Source organism: Staphylococcus sp. NAM3COL9, assembly GCF_001431205.1.
GTDB lineage: Bacteria > Bacillota > Bacilli > Staphylococcales > Staphylococcaceae > Staphylococcus.
In genome coordinates, this window is record NZ_LGPC01000016.1 from 77,293 (window position 1) to 100,767 (window position 23,475).

Annotated in this window: 26 protein-coding genes; 11 read left to right on the forward strand and 15 right to left on the reverse strand. The window is 32.4% G+C overall.

The window, feature by feature from the left end; translation table 11 throughout:
- Window positions 1–94: 94 nt before the first annotated feature.
- Window positions 95–1,102, reverse strand: coding sequence for a LacI family DNA-binding transcriptional regulator (locus tag ACA31_RS10085; RefSeq protein WP_057513195.1), 1,008 nt, complete (start codon window positions 1,100–1,102; stop codon window positions 95–97).
- Window positions 1,103–1,300: 198 nt separating this feature from the next.
- Here ACA31_RS10085 and fdhD point away from each other — a divergent pair, with 198 nt between their 5' ends.
- Window positions 1,301–2,107, forward strand: a complete 807-nt coding sequence (gene fdhD / locus ACA31_RS10090; RefSeq protein WP_057513196.1) for a formate dehydrogenase accessory sulfurtransferase FdhD — start codon at window positions 1,301–1,303, stop codon at window positions 2,105–2,107.
- Between the two features lie 68 nt (window positions 2,108–2,175).
- Here fdhD and ACA31_RS10095 read toward each other — a convergent pair whose 3' ends face one another.
- The 4 genes from ACA31_RS10095 to ACA31_RS10110 all read right to left on the reverse strand — a co-directional run bounded on the left by ACA31_RS10095 (window position 2,176) and on the right by ACA31_RS10110 (window position 6,005).
- A complete protein-coding gene (locus tag ACA31_RS10095) occupies window positions 2,176–2,922 on the reverse strand; it encodes a GNAT family N-acetyltransferase (RefSeq protein WP_057513725.1) in 747 nt (248 codons plus the stop codon).
- A gap of 37 nt (window positions 2,923–2,959) precedes the next feature.
- On the reverse strand, window positions 2,960–3,508 hold the full coding sequence (locus tag ACA31_RS10100) for a biotin transporter BioY (RefSeq protein WP_057513197.1): 549 nt from the start codon (window positions 3,506–3,508) through the stop codon (window positions 2,960–2,962).
- A 181-nt stretch (window positions 3,509–3,689) separates the two neighbouring features.
- Window positions 3,690–4,592 carry an ABC transporter substrate-binding protein gene (locus tag ACA31_RS10105; RefSeq protein WP_057513198.1) on the reverse strand — a complete coding sequence of 301 codons (903 nt, stop codon included), beginning with the start codon at window positions 4,590–4,592 and terminating at the stop codon, window positions 3,690–3,692.
- 255 nt (window positions 4,593–4,847) lie between these two features.
- Window positions 4,848–6,005: an acyl-CoA dehydrogenase family protein gene (locus ACA31_RS10110; RefSeq protein ID WP_057513726.1), complete on the reverse strand. Its 1,158-nt coding sequence runs from the start codon at window positions 6,003–6,005 to the stop codon at window positions 4,848–4,850.
- 143 nt (window positions 6,006–6,148) lie between these two features.
- Between ACA31_RS10110 and ACA31_RS10115 the strand changes: the two genes are divergently transcribed.
- From ACA31_RS10115 to ACA31_RS10130, 4 genes are read left to right on the forward strand one after another with little or no spacing between them, the layout of a single operon-like run.
- Entirely contained in the window at window positions 6,149–6,895 is a 747-nt protein-coding gene (locus tag ACA31_RS10115; protein ID WP_057513199.1) for an amino acid ABC transporter ATP-binding protein, read from the forward strand.
- Complete coding sequence (locus ACA31_RS10120; RefSeq protein WP_057513200.1) at window positions 6,895–7,743, forward strand: amino acid ABC transporter substrate-binding protein; 849 nt, start codon at window positions 6,895–6,897, stop codon at window positions 7,741–7,743. The genes ACA31_RS10115 and ACA31_RS10120 overlap by 1 nt, the downstream gene beginning before the upstream one ends.
- On the forward strand, window positions 7,743–8,426 hold the full coding sequence (locus tag ACA31_RS10125) for an amino acid ABC transporter permease (protein WP_057513201.1): 684 nt from the start codon (window positions 7,743–7,745) through the stop codon (window positions 8,424–8,426). Before ACA31_RS10120 ends, ACA31_RS10125 begins: the two co-directional genes overlap by 1 nt.
- 14 nt (window positions 8,427–8,440) lie before the next feature.
- Complete coding sequence (locus ACA31_RS10130; protein WP_057513202.1) at window positions 8,441–9,139, forward strand: amino acid ABC transporter permease; 699 nt, start codon at window positions 8,441–8,443, stop codon at window positions 9,137–9,139.
- An 80-nt stretch (window positions 9,140–9,219) separates the two neighbouring features.
- Here the strand turns inward: ACA31_RS10130 and ACA31_RS10135 are convergent, their stop codons facing one another.
- From ACA31_RS10135 to ACA31_RS10150, 4 genes are all read right to left on the reverse strand, one after another.
- On the reverse strand, window positions 9,220–10,299 hold the full coding sequence (locus tag ACA31_RS10135) for a PTS sugar transporter subunit IIC (RefSeq protein ID WP_057513203.1): 1,080 nt from the start codon (window positions 10,297–10,299) through the stop codon (window positions 9,220–9,222).
- 186 nt (window positions 10,300–10,485) lie between these two features.
- Window positions 10,486–10,833, reverse strand: a complete 348-nt coding sequence (locus tag ACA31_RS10140) for a transcriptional regulator, SarA/Rot family (protein WP_057513204.1) — start codon at window positions 10,831–10,833, stop codon at window positions 10,486–10,488.
- A gap of 348 nt (window positions 10,834–11,181) precedes the next feature.
- Complete coding sequence (locus ACA31_RS10145) at window positions 11,182–11,541, reverse strand: DoxX family protein (RefSeq protein WP_057513205.1); 360 nt, start codon at window positions 11,539–11,541, stop codon at window positions 11,182–11,184.
- A gap of 14 nt (window positions 11,542–11,555) precedes the next feature.
- Window positions 11,556–12,608: an LLM class flavin-dependent oxidoreductase gene (locus ACA31_RS10150; RefSeq protein WP_057513206.1), complete on the reverse strand. Its 1,053-nt coding sequence runs from the start codon at window positions 12,606–12,608 to the stop codon at window positions 11,556–11,558.
- A gap of 497 nt (window positions 12,609–13,105) precedes the next feature.
- Here ACA31_RS10150 and ACA31_RS10155 point away from each other — a divergent pair, with 497 nt between their 5' ends.
- Window positions 13,106–13,855 (forward strand): CHAP domain-containing protein, encoded by a 750-nt coding sequence (locus tag ACA31_RS10155; protein WP_057513207.1) that lies wholly within the window; start codon window positions 13,106–13,108, stop codon window positions 13,853–13,855.
- A 236-nt stretch (window positions 13,856–14,091) separates the two neighbouring features.
- On the opposite strand, the gene ACA31_RS10160 is transcribed toward ACA31_RS10155, so the two are convergent.
- The 3 genes from ACA31_RS10160 to ACA31_RS10170 all read right to left on the reverse strand — a co-directional run bounded on the left by ACA31_RS10160 (window position 14,092) and on the right by ACA31_RS10170 (window position 17,203).
- A complete protein-coding gene (locus ACA31_RS10160; protein WP_057513208.1) occupies window positions 14,092–14,589 on the reverse strand; it encodes a hypothetical protein in 498 nt (165 codons plus the stop codon).
- Between the two features lie 124 nt (window positions 14,590–14,713).
- Window positions 14,714–16,105 (reverse strand): Na+/H+ antiporter NhaC, encoded by a 1,392-nt coding sequence (gene nhaC, locus ACA31_RS10165; RefSeq protein WP_057513209.1) that lies wholly within the window; start codon window positions 16,103–16,105, stop codon window positions 14,714–14,716.
- 27 nt (window positions 16,106–16,132) lie between these two features.
- Window positions 16,133–17,203: an NAD/NADP-dependent octopine/nopaline dehydrogenase family protein gene (locus ACA31_RS10170; protein WP_057513210.1), complete on the reverse strand. Its 1,071-nt coding sequence runs from the start codon at window positions 17,201–17,203 to the stop codon at window positions 16,133–16,135.
- 251 nt (window positions 17,204–17,454) lie between these two features.
- On the opposite strand from ACA31_RS10170, the gene ACA31_RS10175 reads away from it, so the two are divergent.
- The 5 genes from ACA31_RS10175 (at window position 17,455) to ACA31_RS10195 (ending at window position 20,695) form a co-directional block, all read left to right on the forward strand.
- Complete coding sequence (locus tag ACA31_RS10175) at window positions 17,455–17,826, forward strand: DUF4870 domain-containing protein (protein WP_057513211.1); 372 nt, start codon at window positions 17,455–17,457, stop codon at window positions 17,824–17,826.
- A 344-nt stretch (window positions 17,827–18,170) separates the two neighbouring features.
- Window positions 18,171–18,638 carry a CHAP domain-containing protein gene (locus ACA31_RS10180; RefSeq protein ID WP_057513212.1) on the forward strand — a complete coding sequence of 156 codons (468 nt, stop codon included), beginning with the start codon at window positions 18,171–18,173 and terminating at the stop codon, window positions 18,636–18,638.
- A gap of 251 nt (window positions 18,639–18,889) precedes the next feature.
- The gene (locus ACA31_RS10185; RefSeq protein WP_046465869.1) at window positions 18,890–19,210 is read left to right on the forward strand and encodes a DMT family transporter; all 321 of its coding nucleotides are present in this window, start codon (window positions 18,890–18,892) and stop codon (window positions 19,208–19,210) included.
- Window positions 19,210–19,524 (forward strand): DMT family transporter, encoded by a 315-nt coding sequence (locus ACA31_RS10190; RefSeq protein WP_057513213.1) that lies wholly within the window; start codon window positions 19,210–19,212, stop codon window positions 19,522–19,524. Before ACA31_RS10185 ends, ACA31_RS10190 begins: the two co-directional genes overlap by 1 nt.
- A gap of 214 nt (window positions 19,525–19,738) precedes the next feature.
- Window positions 19,739–20,695 carry a 2-hydroxyacid dehydrogenase family protein gene (locus tag ACA31_RS10195; protein ID WP_057513214.1) on the forward strand — a complete coding sequence of 319 codons (957 nt, stop codon included), beginning with the start codon at window positions 19,739–19,741 and terminating at the stop codon, window positions 20,693–20,695.
- Between the two features lie 262 nt (window positions 20,696–20,957).
- Here ACA31_RS10195 and ACA31_RS10200 read toward each other — a convergent pair whose 3' ends face one another.
- The 3 genes from ACA31_RS10200 to ACA31_RS10210 form a co-directional block, all read right to left on the reverse strand.
- Window positions 20,958–22,082: an FAD-dependent monooxygenase gene (locus tag ACA31_RS10200; RefSeq protein WP_057513215.1), complete on the reverse strand. Its 1,125-nt coding sequence runs from the start codon at window positions 22,080–22,082 to the stop codon at window positions 20,958–20,960.
- Window positions 22,083–22,262: 180 nt separating this feature from the next.
- Complete coding sequence (locus ACA31_RS10205; RefSeq protein ID WP_057513216.1) at window positions 22,263–23,039, reverse strand: N-acetylglucosaminidase; 777 nt, start codon at window positions 23,037–23,039, stop codon at window positions 22,263–22,265.
- Window positions 23,040–23,064: 25 nt separating this feature from the next.
- Complete coding sequence (locus ACA31_RS10210; protein ID WP_082587068.1) at window positions 23,065–23,298, reverse strand: hypothetical protein; 234 nt, start codon at window positions 23,296–23,298, stop codon at window positions 23,065–23,067.
- Window positions 23,299–23,475: the final 177 nt, after the last annotated feature.

The following is a 23,475-nucleotide window of genomic DNA, read 5'->3' on the forward strand; positions in this document are numbered from 1 at the left end:
TCCTTCTTTATAAATCACTTTATCTATAATAATACACTTCTTTAGTAAACATAATAAAAGTTTACTTGTTTACTAAATGTTTTGTCAATTAAGATCATCTTTTTGTTTTAAAAGTATTTCGCTCTTTAAGCTGTGCTTCTACCACAACATGGATGGCAACATGTCTCGTTTTATTAATGCGCTCTTCCGCCATTCGCACTGCAGTTCTGCCAAATTCGTCTACCGGTATGTGCACACTACTTATAGAGGGCACAGCATATTGTATGACTTCTAAATCATTAAAACTTATCAATTTAACATTTTTTGGAATTGCAATTTTTTCATACTGAATTTGTTGTAATATACCTATAGCAATCATGTCATTGCCAGCTATAAAAACTTCAGGTAGCTGTGCTGCTTTTAACAATGTTTTTACAGCTTCTTCACCATTTTCTTTTTTCCAACCATCAATTATAGTTATTTCGTTAATTTGTTGTTCGGAGCACCATTCCCTATACGCTTCATATCTGACATCTGTATGGTTTGAAGACGGCGTGCCAGTTAAATCTCTAATCATATGACTACCACCAATATAAGCAATTTTCGTCATTCCTAATGCTTTAATTTCATTTAATAAGTTGGTCATAGAATAGTATAAGTCAGAATAGACAGCATCTATTGATTTCGGTGTATTAGGGTTGTTAATGACAACTATATTTTCGTTATATTCGCGTAATGTGTTCAAAGCTTCTGTAGAAAAATTACCTACTACGATAATTGCTCCTGCCTTCTCAATTTTATATAAATCCAAATTTTTATCATGTCCATCAATTCTAATTGTGCGCTTCAAAGACAAATTCAGACGTTTAACTTCAGCCTCTATCGCTAACCGTATCTCTCTATAATAAGGATCTGACATTTCTTTCGCTCGAGATGCGTAGGTAATGATTTGAATACTTTTGTTTTTTCTAGCCGATTTTTGATATTGTAGTTCATTTGCAACTCGATGAATCCTTTCTCTCGTATCTTTTGAAACTGATAGCGTTGGATCGTTATTTAATACGCGTGAAACAGTGCCAGGACTTACCTCTGCTTCACGTGCAATATCTCGTATACTCGCCATATCGAAATTCACCTCTTTAATTGTTTACTACAAGTTTACTGGTATATGTCCTTTTAATCAATCTTGACTATTTAAAAAATCGTTATAAATATCACAATAAATAATTTAAAAATCCTTTGCTTTATTCATAAACTGAATCTTTTTTTACATTGAAAAATGCGCTAAAATAGAGTAGTGAATATGAAACGGGGTGTACTCATGCACGAAGATATATTAACCAATCAACCAATTGTACGGTTTGAGAACGGTAAGTTAGTAGAAACAAAGGACCACTATGTTACTGAGTTTCCATTAACAATTATGGTGAATGGAGAAGAATTTGCGACTATAATTTGCAGTCCGAACCACTTAGAAGAGCTAGTCTTAGGTTTCTTAGCATCTGAAGGAGTTATTTTAAAAAATGATGATTTAAAATCAATCCAAATAGATGATAGCAAAGGATTTGCTCATGTTGAGTTAACCAAATCTCTCGGTGAACGTTTCGAATATTCAACGAAGCGCATGATTGCGTCTTGTTGTGGTAAAAGTAGAGAGTTTTATTTTCAAAATGACGCGACAGTCGCAAAGACTTCTATGTCTAAAATTGTGTTGAATCCAACTCAAGTACTCAATATGATGGTCCGTTTGCAAAGTGCCAGTAAAATTTTCAAACAAACCGGGGGACTTCACAATGCTGCAATTAGTGACGGCGATACCTTCTTTGAGCATCGTCAAGACATTGGTCGTCATAATGCATTAGATAAATTGTATGGTTATTGTATACAAAGACATATACCTGTACGTAATAAAGTGCTGATATTTAGTGGGCGTATTTCATCAGAAATATTAATCAAAGCTGCGAAAATTGGTGTTGGTGTCATCTTATCTAAATCTGCACCAACAACATTGGCTGTGACACTTGCACAAGATTTAAACATCACTGCCATAGGATTTATTAGAGATGGTAATTTTAATATTTACAGTCATCCGGAACGCATAAAATCTGTTGAAACTTCAGAGGATTAATTCGTAATTTAGCGATTCATAAAAAAGGCTAAGACATATACATGTCTCAGCCTCTTTAATTATATTGTTTAGTTATATTTAGCATTTTCTTTTAAAATTTGATAGCAGTAACTTATAAATATATAACCTTGTCGGATATACATTTCCTTAGCACTATCTTCACCATCAGCTATCAATATAATCGGTTTTGTACCAGCTACTTCCGCAACAAATGCTTGCATCATACTGCCAATACCTTGTTTCTGATAACTTTCATCTACGCCGAAACCATCAATTTCCACAGTACATTGTGAAATGATTAAATCTAAAATCCCTACAGGCACATCTTTTTTATATGCGATTACACGAGATTTACTATCTTCATTGAATTGATTGCGTATTACTTCAATACTTTCGTCTGCATATGCCTGGCCATAGGGTTCAGCAAACTGACGAAAAATTGTAATATAATCTTCTAATGTTTGTTGCGTAACAAACATTACTTTAATTTGATGATTTTTATGTTTTTTTATATTCTGTGACTCAATTGCATAGAGTTCCATTAGCCCTAGTTCAAAATCATAAGTTTGAATTTTATCTAACCATTGTTGATCTAAAAGTATATTCTCAGGAAACGTAAATGCTAAATGATGAGATGCTTGCTTTTTATGCATATTCAATTGATTTTTCATATCTTGCTCCCAAGATTTAATGGAAGGCATTTGTTTATAATCCCATTTATTCACGTCGTATACTAAGGGTTCTTCAGGTGTTAGATAGATTGTCTTTAATGCATCCTCGACATAAACATCGCCTTGTTGGAATATATCATTCATCGAAATCACCATGATTCAATCACCTACCCTTATATATTTATTTGATTAATTGTTTAAACCGACTATGATTAAGCATAATATTGCCAATCAAACTTGCAATCACTGCTTTAACTATATCCGCAGGCATAAAGACAAGTGATAAAGTCACTGATTTTGAAATTGGTAAATTAGTCATAAGCCCCATAACAATTGTACCTACAATATCTAATAAAATAACACCAAAGATAATTGTTGTAACTAATAATACAGTAAAGTTTATTTTTTTAAAATACAAATCTCTTACTAAACCAATTAGATATGTAATTACTGGATACATAATTAAAAAGCCAGTAGAGGGACCTGCAAATACACCTATACCACCACGTCCGCCAGATAATAAAGGTAAGCCAGTTGCTACAAGTAATAATAATACGATCACACTAAGTGCACCATATTTACGTCCAAGTAAAATTCCAGCTAAGAAAATACCAATATTTTGTAAAACGATAGGTACTGGCATAATCGGCAATGGTATCGCAGGCACAAATCCTAATACACCAATAATTGCTGTCATTAAAGCAGTATATACTAAATATTTTGTCGTCATGGTCAATCCTCCTAATGAAAAAAATTATATCACAATTGTAAACTTTTAAAAATAAAAAGTTTACAATATTTTATGTATAATAAAAAACAGCACAACTCAACAGTGTTAATTCGTTGAGTTGCGCTGTTTTGAAACTAATCCTAGTTTTAATCGTAATACTTATTAATTTAATTTTTGTCTATTAGTTATTTAAAAACTTCTCTTTTAAATCTTTTCTCATAAATTCTAAAGTATATGGATCATTATACCAATAAGTTTCAGCTTGCACTTCAAGCACTTTGCCATTTTGAACTGCTGGTAAGTTATTCCATAGATTAGTTTTGGCATAGGCTGGTGTTGATTTTCCTTTACTGGTCGAAACGATATAATCGCCAGCATAATCTGCTATTTTTTCTTGTTTTACTTCAGCCCACCCTTCTTTTTTAACTAAATCATTTAATTTATCAGGCATTTTAAGTCCAAATGCTTGATACAACACTTCTCCGCCACGACCCCAATTTGGTCCATAACTATATAATTTTTTCTCGAATTCATCAAAAATTGAAACTGTTGCGTCTTCACCAATTTTATTTTTAATTTCTTTACCATCTTTTTTAGTTTGTGCTTTCCATTTATCTTCCCATTCTTTTACTTCATCTTCTTTGCCAAGTAATTTACCTAGTTCTTTTTGTTGATCTAAATATTTATGTTTACCATAATCAAATACGACTGTAGGTGCAATCTTTTTATATTTTTTAATATTCTTGTCAGTAGAATATACAACAATTAAATCTGGTTTCGCTTTTGCTACTTTCTCAACATCATTTTCGCCAATTTTTTCAACATCTTTAAATTTATCTTTAAGGAGGCTACTACTATCAACTTGTTCATTTACTGCAACAATATTCCCACCAAGATATTTAATTCCACCAGCATATGTAGGAGCAACTACAGCGATACGTTTTGGATCCTTGGGTATATCTATGTTTTTTCCGCTATCTAATTTATAAGACTTTGTTTTTGCTTTCGAGTCACTGTCCGAATTATTACCACATGCTGCTAAAATAAGCATTAAAACAATTAACGGAAACAATAATTTTTTCATAATTTTTCCTCCATTGAAAATGATTATCACTATTAATTGATTATATAATGACTAAAGTAATTTTACAATAGCAAACATGATCTACTTCATTTTAAAAAACAAAAATGGGGGCGGGATAGAAATCAAAATTTGACTTCATACTCCCGCCCCCCATAAGGCTTTTAGATATTGGACAGCTAGTGTCAATATAACAATTAAGTTTGAAACATGTATTTATGTGCCAAGCACTTTTAACTGTATCTTGTTATAAGATTATTAAAAATGATCTAATACACTATGTGCAATATTCGTATACGCCATATCTTCCATCGGTGGATTGTGTATACCTGCGCGCATATCTCTATAATAGCGTTGTAATGGTCTTTCCATTTGAAGGCTTTTAGCACCAACAATACGCATAGCAATATCTATAACTTCTAATCCTTGATTCATTACCAACACTTTACTTGCTGAAGTTTCATTCCAAACCTTACTACCTGGAATCTCATGATTATATATAGCTGCTGTGCTCCACAAGAAATGGCGTGCAGATAATAATTGAGCTTCCATCTTCCCAATATTTTGTTGCACAGTTGGTATATCACCGATTGTACCTTCAATACTATTTGGACTGTAATTTTTAGCAAAATCAACAGCATAATCTCTTGCTGCTTGTGCAATACCAAGATACACACTTGGTATATGTAAAATCCAGCCATTCGGTTTTTTACCGCCGGCCCCTCTTATTTCAACAAAGTTTTCTTGTGGGATGTGAACATCATTTAATAATAAATCATGACTTTCAGTTGCACGCATACCTATCATATTCCAATTATCTGCAATTTCTACGCCCGGTGTGTCTTTTTGTATTAAGAAAAAGCCAACTTGATCGATATCTTCATAATAAGCACTCACAACAAAATGTGTCAGCCCTTTACTCATTGAAGTAAACGTTTTTACGCCGTTAACAACAAATCCATCATCTACTTTAACAGCATTCGTGGCAGGTCTTCCCCCACGTGTTGGGCTACCAGTCTCAGCTTCACTAACTGCTCTATTTACTAACGCTTTGTTTTTCACTGCTTCAGCAAATCGATCTAGCATAGCTGGTTCCCACATTTGTTGTTCATATAATTGACCTACTACACTTAAATGCCATCCTATTGAAAGTGCTGTCGCACCATCAATAGATCCTAAATAGCTTTGTAATATAACCATATCTTCAACAGTTGCCCCTTCACCACCGTATGCTTTAGGTAAAGTAAGCAGTGTGTATCCTTCTTTTACTAGCCATTCAATATTTTCATAAGGAAAACGCGAATGGATATCATTATATTCCGCTTTCTCTTTAAATTGCGTTTTAACTGTATCTAGTTTTGCAATCCATTTTTCTTGAATATCCGTATGTATTAATGCGGAATAATTCACTTTCATCACCTCATAATTAGCTTTAGTACTATTTAAACTTAGTTTAACACTCGCCATTATTGAAAGAAAGCTTTTCAGCACTAAAGCCTACTTTACCGATAAGAATTATTGTGATACTTTATATTTATTGACATACTGGGGGAAATTGAATGATTACAGTTAAAAATCTCATACATAAATACAACGAAAACACGATACTCAACGATGTCGGCTTTGCTCAAGAACAAGGCACCGTTACAGCAATTATAGGACCAAGTGGTTCTGGGAAAACAACCTTACTTAGAACGTTAAATGTACTGGCACTTCCTGAATCTGGCACCATTGAAATCGGGGATGAAATATTTGATGCTGCACACCATACTAATAAAGACATTGTTAAATTACGTCAAAAATCAGCTATGGTGTTTCAAAATTACAATTTATTTAAAAACAAAACAATACTTGAAAATATCACTTTAGGTTTAATACATGGTCAAAATTACAATACCAAACAAGCTAATGATATTGCTACATCTTATTTAGAGCGCGTGAATTTATTAAATCAAAAAGATAAATACCCTATTCAGCTATCCGGTGGTCAAAGCCAACGTGTAGGTATTATTCGTGCACTTGCGCTCAATCCAAAAGTTCTTTTACTAGATGAACCTACTTCTGCTTTAGATCCTGAATCGATTCAAAGTGTCTTATCACTGATTAGTTCTATCGCTCAAGAAGGTATGACCATGGTGCTTGTTACACATGAAATACAATTTGCAAAAGCAATTGCTGACCAAGTTATATTTATTGATGATGGTCAAATTATCCTTCATGGCACACCAAAAGAAGTATTGGAAGATTCAAAATCTGAAAGAATACATCGCTTCTTAAATAGAGTTGAAACGGAGCGTGACATTTAATGACATTAAAAAGAAGTTTCATATTTTTATTAATGATGGTTTCTGTATTAACAGCATGTAGTAATGATGATGCTTCCGATAGTAAATATCAGAAAAAAGAAGTTAAAGTAGCACTTTCTGCTGAAGTTAATCCACCCTATTTATATACAAATAAAGATAATAATTTCGTTGGCTTAGATATGGATTATATGAAATTAATTGAAAAGAAATTACCTCAATATGATTTTAAATATGAAGTCGGTGAAGAAGAATCGAATTTAGTTGGGATTGGTTCAGGCAAGTTCGATATGGGGATAAATTGGTTTTTCAAAACACCAGAACGTGAAAAACAGTTTCTCTATCAAGACGTACCTTACAGTTATGCGCTACCTTTATTAGTAGTAAACAAAGACAATAATGACATACATAGTTTACACGATTTACCTGGTAAAAAAATCACTCCTATGGCACCAAGTGGTGGTTTATATTCTATACTTACCCAGTTTAACAAAGACCATAGTCCAAAAATTGATATCAACACGATACAAGAACCTTCAAATGGAGACAACTTAAAAATGGTCAGCCAAGAACGTCGAGATGCCATGTTTTTAAATTGGAACACATATAAAGCAATTCAGAAACAAATTAATGCCGACGTTAAAATAGGCGGCATTATCAAGAAAGAGCCATTGCATATTGTTTATAATAAAAAACACCAAAAGCTTCACGACGACGTGGATTGCGCAACTCAAGAACTTAAAGACGAAGGCAAGTTACAATCACTTTCAAAAAAATATTTCGATATTAATGTCTTCCATGACTTAAATGAAATCAATAAACAAAAAGATAAATTGGAGGTGACAAACTAATGGGACCAGTGAATTGGTTAGATTTATTTGGACAAGTGTTGCAACAATTACCGCTAACTTTATTGATGATAGTTGTTTCACTCTTTTTCGCAGTCATACTTGGTTTTATTTTAGCAATGATTCGTATTAAAAAGACAAAAATACTCGCTCCTATTATAAGAATTTATCTTTCATTTATACGGAGTACGCCATTATTATTACAACTTTTTTTAGTATATTTTGCATTACCACAATTATTGTTACTCATTCATATAGATATTAACCATTTTAGTAGATTGTTTTTTGTTATCCTAGCATTTACTTTACATACAGGTGCATACCTTTCTGAAATCATCAGAGCAGGTTATCAATCCGTGGATTATAGTCAAATTGAAGCCGGATTAACGATTGGATTATCCTATCCTAGAATTTTAAAAGATATTATTATACCTCAAGCTTTACGAAACAGCATTCCTAATTTAACGACTCAAATCATAGAACTTATAAAAGACACTTCATTGGCTTTCACCATTGGTATTATCGATATGATGGGACAAGTCAAACTCATCATTGGAAACAATTACGGACTCGGTATGCTAGAGGTTTATATCGTAATTTCAATCATATATTGGATTATTGCACTTATTATTCAAGGTACCTTTACTTTAATTGATAAGCATACGCAAAAGCCATATAGCGTTTAAGGAGGAAAATCATTTTGTCATTCATTCTATATACTATAAGTGAAGTACTTAAAGGCGTACCGAATACAATTATTATTTCTATTGTAGCTATGTTCGTGGGTCTTATTATTGGAACACTATTTGCGATTATTCGTATCAAACGTGTACCTGTCTTATCTCAACTTATAATCGTGTATAATTCTTTTTTTAGAAGTACACCATTAATTGTTCAATTGTTCATACTATATTATGGAATACCTTCATTTATACTTTTGTTAAATGATCAGTTCACTTGGACAATCACTCCTGATATATTCTCACCTTTAGCGATTGCCTTTATCGTATTTTCTTTTCATGCCGTAGCATATCTTTCTGAATCAATTAAAGGCGGTCTTCAATCCGTAGACCAAAATCAAATTGAAGCTGCGCAAACAGTCAGACTATCGAAATTCAGCATTTATAAAGAAATTGTATTACCACAGGCTTTTGCTTATGCATTGCCTAACATAGAAAATCAATTCATTATGCTGATCAAAGGCACTTCCCTAGCATTCGCTGTTCAAGTAACTGAAATTATGGCAGTCAGCCATGTTATTGCAAATGAAGGTTATCGTTTTATTCCTGTATATACAGTAGCAGCTATTTTTTATTGGTTGTTAGCAATAATATTAGAGTTTATTTTTGCAAAAATGGAACGTAATACGACGCGTTACTTAAGAGCGAATGCTTCTTAAGTAACTATATTAAACAAAAAACAAACTGTTAACTGAAATATCACATCAGAAACAGTTTGTTTTTTTATACTTTATTCCATTTAAGCTAAACTTTCCATGCATTGCTCTTTAAGTTTATAATATTGTTTTACCTTTTTCGGCATTGTACCATTTTGTAATTCATCTTTAGTAACAATAGGGTAGTTTTTAAAAACGACTGAGCCTATATAACCACAAAGTGCACTACCTGATGCACACATCAGTGCCACGATGATTACAGTTAATGCATTATTAAATCCAAACATAACCATTAGTCCGGCAATTGGTGTAGCTGTACCTGTTGCCTCATTTACTAAACCAAACATAGAGATAATCACGCCTGAAAGCGCTCCACCTACAAAATTTGTTAAATATACTGGTACTGGATTGGCTGTCACAATGTCTGCTTGTGATAAAGGTTCTATAGCAACTGAAATCGTTGTTTTACGATCTCCAAATTTCATACGCTTAAATAATACAAAGTTCATAAACGATGATCCAAATACTGCTAAAGCACCGATGGCCATTGGCGTACCAGTTAATCCTAGTAATGCTGTTAATGCCATCGAACTTAAAGGTGCAGTAGCAACAACAGTGATAATACCACCAAGCACGATACCCATAAGAATAGGACTTGAAGTCGTAGTTTCTTTAATAATATTTCCGATTTGTAATAATGTCGCATCTACTAATGGTGTTGTAGCAATAGCAATTAAACGTGTAATAGGTGCGATAACAATAATCGCAGCAATTAAATCAAGCCCATCTGGTAATTTTTGTTCCATCCATTTCATACCGAAACTCGCAATATAAGCTGCAACGAAGCCAGGTAAAAGATCCATGCTTCCACATGAGACAGCAATTACAAATGCATAAACTGGAGAGACACCCATAGCTAAAGCTACAAGTCCTGCTGCTGCAACCCCACCTAAGCCTCCAGCAGCTTCACCTAACTGTCCTAAGAATGGTATACCAAATAAGTCTCCACCTACATATTTATGAAAAGCCTCTACTAAAAATGAAGCAATGGCTGCGTTAGCAAGTGCCCCCATGGCCTTGCCTCCATTTGGTGCTTTACTCGTGAACAATGTAAACAAAGCTAAAACAATCCCTAAAAATATGATCCCGATTAATAAATTCATAAAAACACCTTTCCAAACCTTTTTGTATGCGCTTTCATTAGATAAATATTAGTATAGCACATTTAATTTGGTTCTCAAATCATATTTTTGTACAATATATAACTATAATTATAAAATTACATTATTCAGAATATTCAAATCATTTAATCTTACACACAATCTTATTTTCACCAAGTTTTTCAGTCCTTAAAACTGTTCCTGTAAGTTTTCAATAAGTTCATTAATTTTATCACGTTGTGCTTGATTTATATATACTACCACAGTTCTTTCATCTATATTGCTTCTCTTTTTACTTAAAAAATCCATTTTTATAAGCTTTTGCAAAGCTTTCGTTAAATAGTAGGGTTTCAATTCTGAGTATTGAGCAATATCTTTTGCTGTGACGTCATTTTCCTTACAATTATAAAGATAATTTAATATTAGTACTTCTTCATAATTTAGTTTATAGCTCTTTTTCATTGTTTTAAAAAATTTCCTACCTTGTTGATAAGTTGCAATAAGTTCATTTAGTGACTTGAAATTTTGTTCATTCACAAAACCACTCCTTTTGTTATTTCTTGATGTTAATAACTTAATTTTATCCTATTTTATGCCTTTAATTCAATATGCTTAACTATGAAAAATATGAATAATTCCTACTCTTTTTTTAATCTTATTTTTTATTTTTAAATTTTAGTTGTTCATTCAACCTTTTTATTACTAAAAAAAAGCATACGCATAAAAATTTCAATTATCAAATATCTCTATTTAAAATAATGCATTTTGATATTTTAAATAACTCATATATTCATACAAAAATGCACAGCAAATGTTAGACTATTATCCAACATTTACTGTGCATTTTTAGCAATTGCTATTTTAAATGATTGAGTTCAATCATTATTATTTTTTCTTAAGATTGATTGTATCTAAGAAGCTTAATGCTGCTAAACCTGATAAATCTAACGCATGTTTAGCACCTGCTTTACCATGTCCTGCTTCAAAGTGTTTAAATGCTGCTACACCTAAAACTGAAATTGTTAAAAGTGATGCAATACGTGATAATCTTTTACTTGCAAAGCTTAAAACGAAAAATACAGCACTTAATGCTTCAACCGCTCCTGCCAATGGCACTGCATTTGATGGTAAATTAAATACTTCAACAAAAGATTCTTTCATTGATTGATCACCTTTAAGTTTAGGTTTTGACGCACCATATAATTCCTTAGCTAATTTTAAATTTGTTAAATAACGTAATATCATTATAAACGCTCCTTTTATTTGTTTTCAAAATATTTATCTACAATAGGTTTTACTCGCTCTGCTAACAATTTAATTGTATTGATTGTTTTATCATGTGGCATAGAGCCTACAGGTGTATGAAGCATAAAACGAGTAAGGCCTAGTGTTTCAATTGTTTCAATTATCTTTTGTGCAACGGTTTCCGGGCTTCCAACATACAAAGCGCCATGTGGCCCTGCTTCACAATCGAAGCTGTTTTCATCATATGGTGGCCACCCTCGTTCTTTGGCTAAAATATCATGACTCGCTTTTACCGATGGGAAAAACTCACGTTTTGCTAATTCATCTGTTTCAGCAATATAGCCCCATGAATGCGTAGCAATGGGCAATTCATTTATATTATGTCCGTAAGATCTAGCAATAGATTTGTACATATCTATGTTTCTTCTAAACCTTTTTGGGTCACCGCCAATTATAGCATAAGTTATAGGTAATCCTAATGCTCCTGCTTTTAATGAAGATTCCGGTGTTCCTCCTGTTGCAATCGTAATTGGTAAAGGCCCATTTTCTGCTTTAGGATAAACACTTAAGTTGTCAATAGAAGGTCTTAACTGTCCTTCCCAATTTACAATTTCATGTTGATTTATGTTCATTAAGAAATCTATTTTCTCATTAAAGAGTTGTTCATAGTCCTTTAACTCATAGCCAAATAATGAAAATGATTCAATAAATGAACCTCTTCCCACCATTATTTCAGCACGTCCATTAGAAACTGCATTTAATGTAGAGAAACGTTCGTAAACTCGAACAGGATCATCTGAAGATAATACTGTTACTGCACTACTCAACTTTATATGTGTTGTATTACGAGCTGCTGCTGCTAAAACTGTAACGGGATCAGATACTGCATAATCTGATCGATGATGTTCTCCCAATCCATATACATCTAATCCATATTGGTCAGCTGTTTCTATTTCTTCTATTATATTTCTAATTCTTTCTCCATTACTTATAGCTGCTTGTCGTCCACTTTCCATATGAATATCAATATTATCTGCAAATGATGTCAAACCAAGTTCTACTTTCATATAATCACCTCACAAACTAAGTATAATTTTTATACCTTTATATTAAATACTTCAATAGAACATGTCAATTTCAATGCTCTAATTCTTTTACTTCCTATTAAAATAGCTTTTAATTAAGATTAACCTTAATTCAATATTTCTTATATAATATTAGTAAAAAGTGTTTTTTTTAGTGGTTTAAATAACTAAATTCTCTCATATTTTATCATTTGTAATTTTCTGTTATTTTACAGCATTGTAATAAACTAGAGTGCAATTATACACCTGAACTTTTGTGGATGTTGTAATAACGCGCTTTAAAGCCTAAAAACACACTCTTCCTTTTGTTACATTAAGCACTTTATTATTAGAACTAAATTACAAAACGATAACAAACCCCACAAACAGACGTTTTTCTGATAAAGTAATTCTTGTCGTTATAACAGCGAAAAAAATTATAAAAATGTCTTTAAGAGACTGGGATAAATGCTTTACAATTATTAGGAGGAAATTTAACAATGAAAAAAATCGCTACAGCTACTATCGCAACTGCAGGAATCGCTACTTTTGCTTTTGCACATAATGATGCAGACGCTTCAGAAAATAACAATGGTGGGTATAACCCAAATGATCCAACATCATACAGCTATTCATATACAATAAATCACCAAGGTAACTATGATTACACTTGGCAAGGTAACTGGAACCCAAGTAATGCTGACCAAGGTCACAACAACTATGCTCAAAGTAATAACAATGGTTATAGCAACGGTCAAAATGGTTCTACTTCTACTAACAGTTACTCAAACCAATCATATACAACAAATAATCAAGGTACTGGTGGAAGCGGAGCTGTTTCAACTTCTACTTCAAGTAGTAATTATCAAGTAAGTACTACTAGTGCACCATCAAGTTCTTCAAACTCAATGGCTAACACTTCTGGTTCATCAAACAACCTTTATACATCAGGTCAATGTACATATTATGTATTTGATAAAGTCGGAGGTAAAGTTGGTTCAACTTGGGGTAACGCTAACAACTGGGCAAGCGCTGCTGCTTCTTCAGGTTACACTGTAAATAACTCACCTTCTCAAGGTTCAATCTTACAATCATCAACAGGTGCAATGGGTCACGTTGCTTATGTTGAAAATGTAAACAGCGACGGTTCAGTTAACGTTTCTGAAATGAACTACGGCCAAGGTGCTGGCGTTGTTACTTCACGTACAATCTCAGCTAGCCAAGCTTCATCTTATAACTATATTCACTAATAAGTGATTTTAAAAAAGACAATCCTCATGGGTTGTCTTTTTTTGTCATTTTTTCTTAGGGTATTCTCCTTATAATATAAATCATGTACTTTTTAGTGATTATTTAGCTATGGTTTTAAATAGAAAAGGAGATGGGAGAGAAATTAACTAAAAAAGGAATGCAATCAACTAGTGCTACTATAACAATTGAGACTGGAACATAATTATATGTTTCAGTCTCAATTGTTATATATTTATTAAAACCAATACGCTATTGCAATCCAATATATAAAGGCCATCAAATAAAGTAACGGAAAACTTTCTGAAACTTTACCTTTAATCCGTTTATATAACACAAATACGCCTACTATGAGTAAAATAACTGAGAAAATAAATCTTACAATATACATCATTTGCAATGAAATTATTAACGTAGGTGTCAACGGTAACATTGCTAATACGATTGTTAATATAACAATAATAATCGTGTAGTAACTTGTATCGCTAGTCTTATTCCGATGAGAGTTAATCCAGAATATAATAAGTCCAAATATCGTAGTTAGTAAAATTTCATGTATTATCGTTGAACTATCTAACAATTCGGTCCTATAAAGTAATATCGCTACAATATACAATACAAAACCGATTGCAAAATAGGTTATAGAAGGAATTTTTAAATTTTTATCTACATTGAAGTATTGATGAATTCCTGATGCCAATAGTAATATCGCTACAATTATCACTAGATATAACATAGAATCACCTCATCCATAATTATATATAACCGAATCATATATTTTTAAACTTATAATTCATAATTTATATTAAGAATTATTGTTTTTTCTCTTTTAACGATATAGCTTTAAATCATTTATTTTATTAACTTTTTGTTTTTTTAATGCCAATACCTGAAAATCCATAAAAAATTGCGAATATGATACACAGATAGCATGGTACTGCCCAAATAAAGAATTGATCCACCGATACACCTAACTGTTGTGTATAATAAATACCTGATGTTCCCCATGGAATAAGTGGAATAATCATTGTACCTGAATCTTCTAGTGTTCTCGATAAATTAGAACGATCTAAATCCATATCATTATACATTTCCATCATTAACACACCGACCATGATAATAACTACAGATGCCACACCAGCTGCGAGTACCATTATTAAGCTACCGATGATAGTCGCTAGTATCAATTGTCCAACTGAATTTATATTTTTCGATATTGTTTTCAAAATAACATCTAAGCATCCAGCTTTTTCAACTATACCTGCGAAAGCATAGCCACAAAAAATAGTAACAATAATCTCTGTCATACTCATCATGCCACCTTGCTCAATCAAATTAATGGCTCTATCCGATAATTCGCCACTACTTGCTGGCACCATGCCTTTATTAAAACCATCGAACGCAGACTTAAATCCATCTACAATGTTAAATCCATGATTAAAGGCGCCAACAATGATTGCACTCAAACTAGAAATAAGCATTGCAGGTACAGTCGATATTTTTAATAATAAGCACGTAATAATAATCAATAAAGGGATCCATACAAAAATATTTATATTATAAATTTGAGATAATTCGCTAAGCATTTGATTCACTTGTGACATATTAGTATTTCCACCAAATTGCATACCTGCAAAATACCAAACGATTAAGCCGATGATTGAGGCTGGTACAGTCGTCCATATCATTGCTCTTATATGCGCAAAGACATTCACTTTTGTTACTAATGCTGCTAAATTTGTCGTATCTGAAAGTGGTGACATTTTATCACCAAACACCGAACCTGCAATTATGGCACCTGCTGCCATACCTGGCGTAATATGTAATTGTGTCGCTATAGCCATTAACGCTATGCCTGCTGTAGACGCAGAGCCCCATGCTGTGCCCGTTGCAACTGAAGTAATTGCACATATAATAAATGCAGATACTAAAAATAAATTAGGATTTAAAAATTCTAAACCGTAATAGATCAAAGCTGGAACAGTCCCTGAGTACATCCATGTACCTACGATAATTCCCACTGCTAAAATGATAAAGATAGCTGGCATTGCTGTCGCCAACCGATGTGTGATACCTTCTTCCAAATCTTGCCATTTCAATCCAACACATCTTGCTATAAATGCAGCATATGCTGATGCTAAAATTAATAAAGCTTGTATTGGAATCCCAAAACCAACAAATCCTGTGATTACAATTACAATCATTATTATAATAGTAGAAATTGATTCTAAAAATGTTGGTTGTCTTGTCATACACAGTCCCCCTATTGTTAGTTTAAATTAATTAAACCCCAGTTTTGCTTTGCCTAATTCATTAATCGTGAGCCCTTCTTCAAAAAAATCACGTTCCAAAATAGTAGAAGCTAATACGATAATCGCATCAATATTTGGCGTTTCAACCTCAATTTCACGACCAAGGCTAGACCATAATACTAGGCCGTATGCAATATCTTCTGTTAAATAACGATTTTTAACATGGTTTGGTCCTTTGATTTGTGAAAACACTGGACTCGTGTTAAACAATCTATTTAATGGTTCATCTTCATCTTTGCTTTCTAAATAACCACGTTCAATACGCGCTTCTTTAGCTGGAGACAATTCAAAGCCTAACTTACGCCCTAAAGTTAATCTTTCCAACTCTACTGCGTGCAATAAACGAACGGTGTGTTTCGTTATTCCTTCTTCATATAATGCAAAGTCTTCTGCATAATCGATACGTCCTACATTAAGTAATGTTGGACCTGGATGCACTTCTGGATTCCCATTTTCAAGATTTGTTTTCCAAATACTTTCCTCTTTTACTACGTATGGATATAGAATTTCAATTTTGTCAAAGCTGTCACTTAAATATTTTTTATCATAAGTTGAAAAATGAACTTTTCTTACATTTAACGCTAGGTCCACGTGAGCTTCATCAAAATTCACTCTCGTTCCATAAGTTAATGTGTTCACTTCAGCAAATATCGGCATAACTTCTATACGCATATCTTCTAAGACGTTCATAAAACGAATTGAAGCCATTGCCGCTGCGATATTAAAGAAAATTAATTGCTTATCATTAATAAATGGGGCCATTGTACGCGCATAGTGTTCAATAAATGCAGATGGTATAATAACTTGAATGACTTCTGCATCACTAACAACATATGCCATATCATCACTGATATTAGTAAATTCAATGAACGTTTCTTCTCCTTCATTATTAAACGTAAAGCCTCCTTGTGCTATCGCATTGTCAAACTTATCAATAGATTGATTTCGACAATATAACTTCACCTCATGTCCCTTATGTTTCATATCTAATGCTGCTGTAACAGCACCATTTCCCGATCCTACGATTGCTATCTTCATAAATACCCTTCTTTCTTTAATGATTTGTATGTATGAATGTTTAAACATTACTATAATGTATATCCAAATTAGATTTCTGATAAACACTGGTATTCAACTTATTCCGAGTTGCATGATATTTATTAATTTCAGTTAATTAAATGCGCTACGTTTTAAAATGCTCACTTTACTCCATTATTTAATTGTAAAATCAAATAACAATCTACAATAATATTTGTTATAGTTATTCTAATAAGGGAGGCATGATTCATATGGATGAACGATATTATACAAACCAATCTTCTACAGTTATAAATCAAGAAACAAGTAGCGATGATAGATTAATGGGTACTTTAATCTATATTTTAAGTTTTTTCACTTTATTAATAGCGCCACTTATTATTTGGCTCATTAAACGTGAAGATTCACCATTCGTTGACAAGGTTGGTAAAAATTATTTAAACTTTTTACTTTCTTATATGATATGGTCAATCGTTGCTTCAATAGCGATGTTTATCATAATAGGCTTTATTTTACTTCCTATTATAGCTATTTTAAATTTCATATTTACTATTGTAGCTGCTGTAAAAGCATATAATGGAGAAGATTATTTGCCTCCACTTTCTATTAGATTTTTTAAATAAAACGAATCAAAATTTTGTGACTTATTACAACTCTTGTAACACAAATTAGTTATTTCGAATGTTAATTTATTGTAAAACCTTGTACCGTGGCTCTTTACAAACTATTACGAGCCGATACCTTTTTGTAACCTCACATGTTGTTTATTACAGCGATATGTGAGGTTTTTTTAATTGTTTTACAAAAGCGTAACAAACCACACAAACCTAAATTCATCTGTTAGAGTATTACTTGTCGTTGAAAGCAAAGCGAAAATAAAACATTAAATTTAAAGACTATCGAACGAATAACATAAATAATAAATAATAAATATTAAGAACGAACAAATTTGGAGGATTTTTTAATTATGAATAAATTAGTAGCAGCAACAACTATCACAGCAGGTATCGGCGCAGCAATCGTAGGATTAGACCAAGGAAATGAAGCAAGTGCAGCAGAGCAAACTCAACAAACAAGCCAAACTACTACACAGGAAACTTCAAGCTCAAGTGCTAACTTATACACTTCAGGTCAATGTACTTGGTACGTATTTGATAAAATAGGCGGAGGTATCGGTTCTACTTGGGGTAATGCAAATAACTGGGCTTCAGCAGCTTCATCTGCAGGCTATACAGTTAACAACTCTCCAGAATCTGGATCAATCTTACAATCATCTGAAGGACCAATGGGCCACGTTGCATACGTTGAAAATGTAAACGATGACGGTTCAGTAACGGTTTCAGAAATGAATTATAGTGGCGGACCTTACTCTGTAAGTGAACGTACTATCTCTGCTGGTGAAGCATCTTCATATAACTATATCCACGTTAACTAATATTCGCTTTTACAATATAAATTAGAATAACAGGATTTAGAACATTTTAGAATGCCAACACAGTCATAGACTGTGTTGGCATTTTTTGTGCTTGCTTTCCGCAGCCACTACCTCATCAAGAATTAGAGAGAATTACTGCCATTTTAAAAAACAATATTTAATGCTCAATATCTTTACAAAAATTTTTGATATTGCGGTATGATAGAATATTTGAGAAAATAAGAGCGTTTGATAAAAAAGGAGGCACCATGATGCAATGGTTTAAAGTTATACTTGCTGGACTTATAGAAATATTATGGGTCACTGGCTTAAACACTGCTGATTCGTTACTTAGTTGGATTGGTACGATTATCATTATTATTATAAGTTTCTTTCTTGTTATTTCTGCGTGTAAATCATTGCCGGTTGGTACTGTTTACGCCGTATTCGTAGGTATTGGCGCAGTCGGCACTGTTTTAGTGGATATGTTATTTTTCGGTGATCCTTTTAACTTTATGAAAATCATCTTAATTATACTATTGGTAATAGGTATTATCGGTCTAAAATTAACTACAGAGGAGGCTGAAAACTAATGGCTTGGTTTATATTACTTATTGCAGGGCTATTAGAAGTAGTCGGTGTAGTCTTATTAAATGAAATTACACGCACTAAAAAGAAATCATTAGTCGCCTTATTAGCAATTGCTTTTATCTGTAGTTTTAGCACGCTTAAGGTAGCAATGAATGACATTCCTATGGGAACTGCTTATGCAATTTGGAGTGGTATCGGTACTAGCGGTGGCACACTTGTAGGTATGTTATTATACAATGAATCTAAAAATGTAAAACGTATATTCTTTATTGGCTTGATTATTCTTTCAATAATAGGTTTAAAGCTCATAAGTTAGAAAACAAACAGTAAAATATACTTTCTAAATCATGATGTTAAAATAAAAGCAATAATCCAGTATTAAACAATGGATTATTGCTTTTATTTTGAGAATGACTATTTATGACTTATATACTTTAGAATATAACGCTCAACTATTTCTTTAATAAATATAATAATTTGTTTAGTACTTTGAAGTTTACTATACTTAATACATAATGGAGGGATTATACATGGTAAAAGTTTATATCGCAGGTCCAGTACCTGAAGTAGGTTTTAACTTGTTAAAAGATCAAGGTTTTGAGGTTGAAATGTATGAAGGCGAAGGTATCATTGATAAGGATACCTTAAAACAAGGGGTTAAAGATGCTGACGCTTTAATTAGTCTTTTATCTACCAACGTAGATAAAGAAGTAATTGATGCCGGTAGTAATTTAAAAATCGTCGCAAATTATGGTGCAGGTTTTAATAACGTAGACGTAGCATATGCTCGTCAAAAAGACATTGACGTTACAAACACACCAAAAGCTTCAACAAATTCTACAGCTGAATTAACTTTTGCACTCGTACTTGCAGTTGCAAGACGTATCGCTGAAGGTGATAAATTATGCCGTACAACTGGCTTTGACGGATGGGCACCACTATTCTTCCGTGGCAGAGAAGTTTCTGGTAAAACGATTGGTATTATAGGTTTAGGTGAAATTGGTGCTGCTGTAGCTAAACGTGCCAAAGCATTTGATATGAATGTGCTTTATACTGGTCCTAACCAAAAAGTCGATAAAGAACGTGAAATCGGCGCCAAGTATGTAGACTTAGAAACTTTATTAAAAAATGCAGATTTTGTAACAATTAACGCTGCATATAATTCAGATTTACATCATCAAATTGACACTGAACAATTTAAAATGATGAAACCAACAAGTTATTTAATTAATGCCTCAAGAGGCCCTATTGTTCATGAACAAGCTTTAGTACAAGCTTTAAAAGATAAAGAAATTGAAGGCGCAGCTTTAGATGTTTTCGAATTCGAACCAGAAATAAACGACGAGTTGAAATCACTAGACAATGTAGTACTCACACCACATATTGGTAATGCGACATTTGAATCTCGTGATATGATGTCTAAAATTGTTGCGAATGACACAATAAGTAAGCTAAATGATAAAAAACCTAAGTTTTTAGTAAATTAACAAGTTAGTTGCTATAAGTTTAGTTCTAAATACTTAGTACAAATAAAGTACCACTCCATTAAATATAATGGAGTGGTACTTTAAAACCGTAAACAAACTCATCGATAACGATGAATAATTGAATATATTATATTTGTTTTAATAATTAGCATTTTTTGGGCTGACTCCTGCGGAAAGCATGCGCCAACAAATGCCAACAAAGCTGAAAGCACCAAACCATTATAAAAATGGCTTGGTGCTTTCTATTTAAAATATTCCAAGTTTATTTACTTTTAGATTTATATAAAAATTTAGTTTGGTTCGTAACTAACTTATTAGGCAAAGCTTTTGCAACCTTATTTCTTACAGCTACAATCAGTTTATTTTTACGTTGTGCGAGCTTACCTAGGTTTCTAGAACGTTTAATTACTTTTTTAGTATGCTTTACACGTAATTTATCATAGCGTTGTAATGCCTCATCAAACGAATATGACTGAAGACAATTTGCTAAGACAATGGCGTCTTCCATTGCTTGCCCTGCCCCTTGTCCCATGTTTGGTGTCGTTGCATGCGCTGCATCACCAAGTAAAATAGCACGTTGGTAAACAAAGGTTTTCAGTGGTTTTAGATCATAAATATCATGTAATAAAATATTTGTTTCGCTTTGTTTATCTAATACGGTTCTTACTTCATTTGGAAAACGATTAAATCTGGCTTGTAAATGAGGTTTACCATAGGCTTTCATTTTATTATCTTTTTCTTTCGCATTAATAGAAATAAACCAATAGGCTTGGTTGTTTAATAAAGGTACGACACCTACTCTACCTTTAGGTGACCAATACTCTTTAGCAATATGGGCATCTTTAATATCTATATCTTCTACTAAACCTCTAAATACCGTATAGCCTTGATATTCAGGCTTACTATTAGGTTCAACCGTATTTCTTATATTGGAATATACACCATCTGCACCAATACATAAGTCAAATGCTTCTTGCTGTTGTATATCAAAATGTAAAGTCACTTTTAAATCGCCATTATCAATATGAGTCACAAAATGATTTGTATAAATTGATGTGTCTGGTACATAAGATTGAATAACATCTATTAAATCTTGACGAGGTATTGTTAAGTTCACCGTGTTTTTTTTGAACTTCACTTTGGATAGCACGTTATTTCTATCATCACGTACTTCCATTGTATCAACGATTTGCCCTACATTTTTAATACCTTTCGCTAAATCGTGCTTTCCTAATTTTTCAATAACGTTACCACCAATGCCGATACCTGCACCTATTTCAGCTACTTCCTTGTTTTTTTCAAATACTTTGACATCATGTCCTTGTTCAATTAATAATGCTGCAGTTGTTAATCCACCAATACCCGCGCCAACTATGGCTATTTTCATTTTCAATTCACTCCAAATTTTCCTAGTCTATTCAATATTAATACTTTACAAAACTATACATTAATAAGCTCTTTGATAGTAGATTAAGCATTGTCAATAAGTCCTCACACAAAAAAGATAACAAACGTATCATGAAAACACCTTGTTATCTTTCGTCATAAATATATGATAACTCCATTTTTATAAATAATAATCCTTATTAATATGATCCTTCTTTATACCTAGTTTATCATAATAAACTTTCATAAATGTGGCGATGTTTTCATCCCATTCTACATCACTAGCATATTGGTGTTCTCCAGGTGATTTTGGATTCCAGCGCATTTGATATAAGGATAATTGTTCATTCTCAAAGTAATTACCTCTTATAAATTTAGCTCCGCCCATAATTGCGCGTTCTGGTGAAGTCCAAGATTGCTTTTTAGCAAAGCTACTACCTGTGTGTACTGCATTTTCATCAAATGCACCTATACCATAAAAATTATAGTATTGCTTACCATCATCTTCTATGCCACTAGCCAAGTCAGATTTACCATTGCCTGTTTCAACAAGCGCATGGCTCACAAGGTATAACACATTAACTTCATATTTATCTTGTGCTTTTAAAAATGATTCACCTTTATTTTTCAATATACCTTTATCTTTTAAAATATGATTTACTTCTTTTTCTGACATTGACACTTTTTCAAAAATATTCATATGATTTAAGTTATCTTTGTCACTATTTACATCCATAGCTTTTTTGACATCGTCTTTTGAAGCCTCAACAAATCGACCATTTTTTTCTATCATATTTAAAGTGCCTTCACCAAGTTGTTTATCTACCGCTTCATCAAAAGAATGTGTCTTTTGATTATCAAATATATGTGTTTCATTTATAATTAATAAAATCGCAAATATGAGGATGATAATGAGCATAATAAATAATGTTAATCTTTTCTTTATAATTTCATTCATTATATAATAACTCCCTAGCTAACACTTATTTAGTTAATGTAACATAAGCAATAATAATAGCAATTAAGACAACTACAAAAGAAATGTTAAGCGCTATCCTCATACCTTTCTTATCTCTAAACAACATATTAAATATCATTAAACTGATTACTAATGAAACAGCGAACATTGTAATAGCCATAATCATATTCATCATTATTAAAAATATAACTCCCAAAACTAGAAATAAATTTGAGATAATCGCCATGATTTTAATCATTTTCGTATTGATAAGCCTTCCACTCCTCACCCTTAAAATATATAAAATTTAATTCTAATAATAGAAATTGTATCATATTTAGCATTGCTTCAATATGTCATTTTTAAAACAATAAAAAGTTAGCACCCAATTAAGTCTAAACTTAAAATAAATGCTAACTTTCATTTAAAATATATG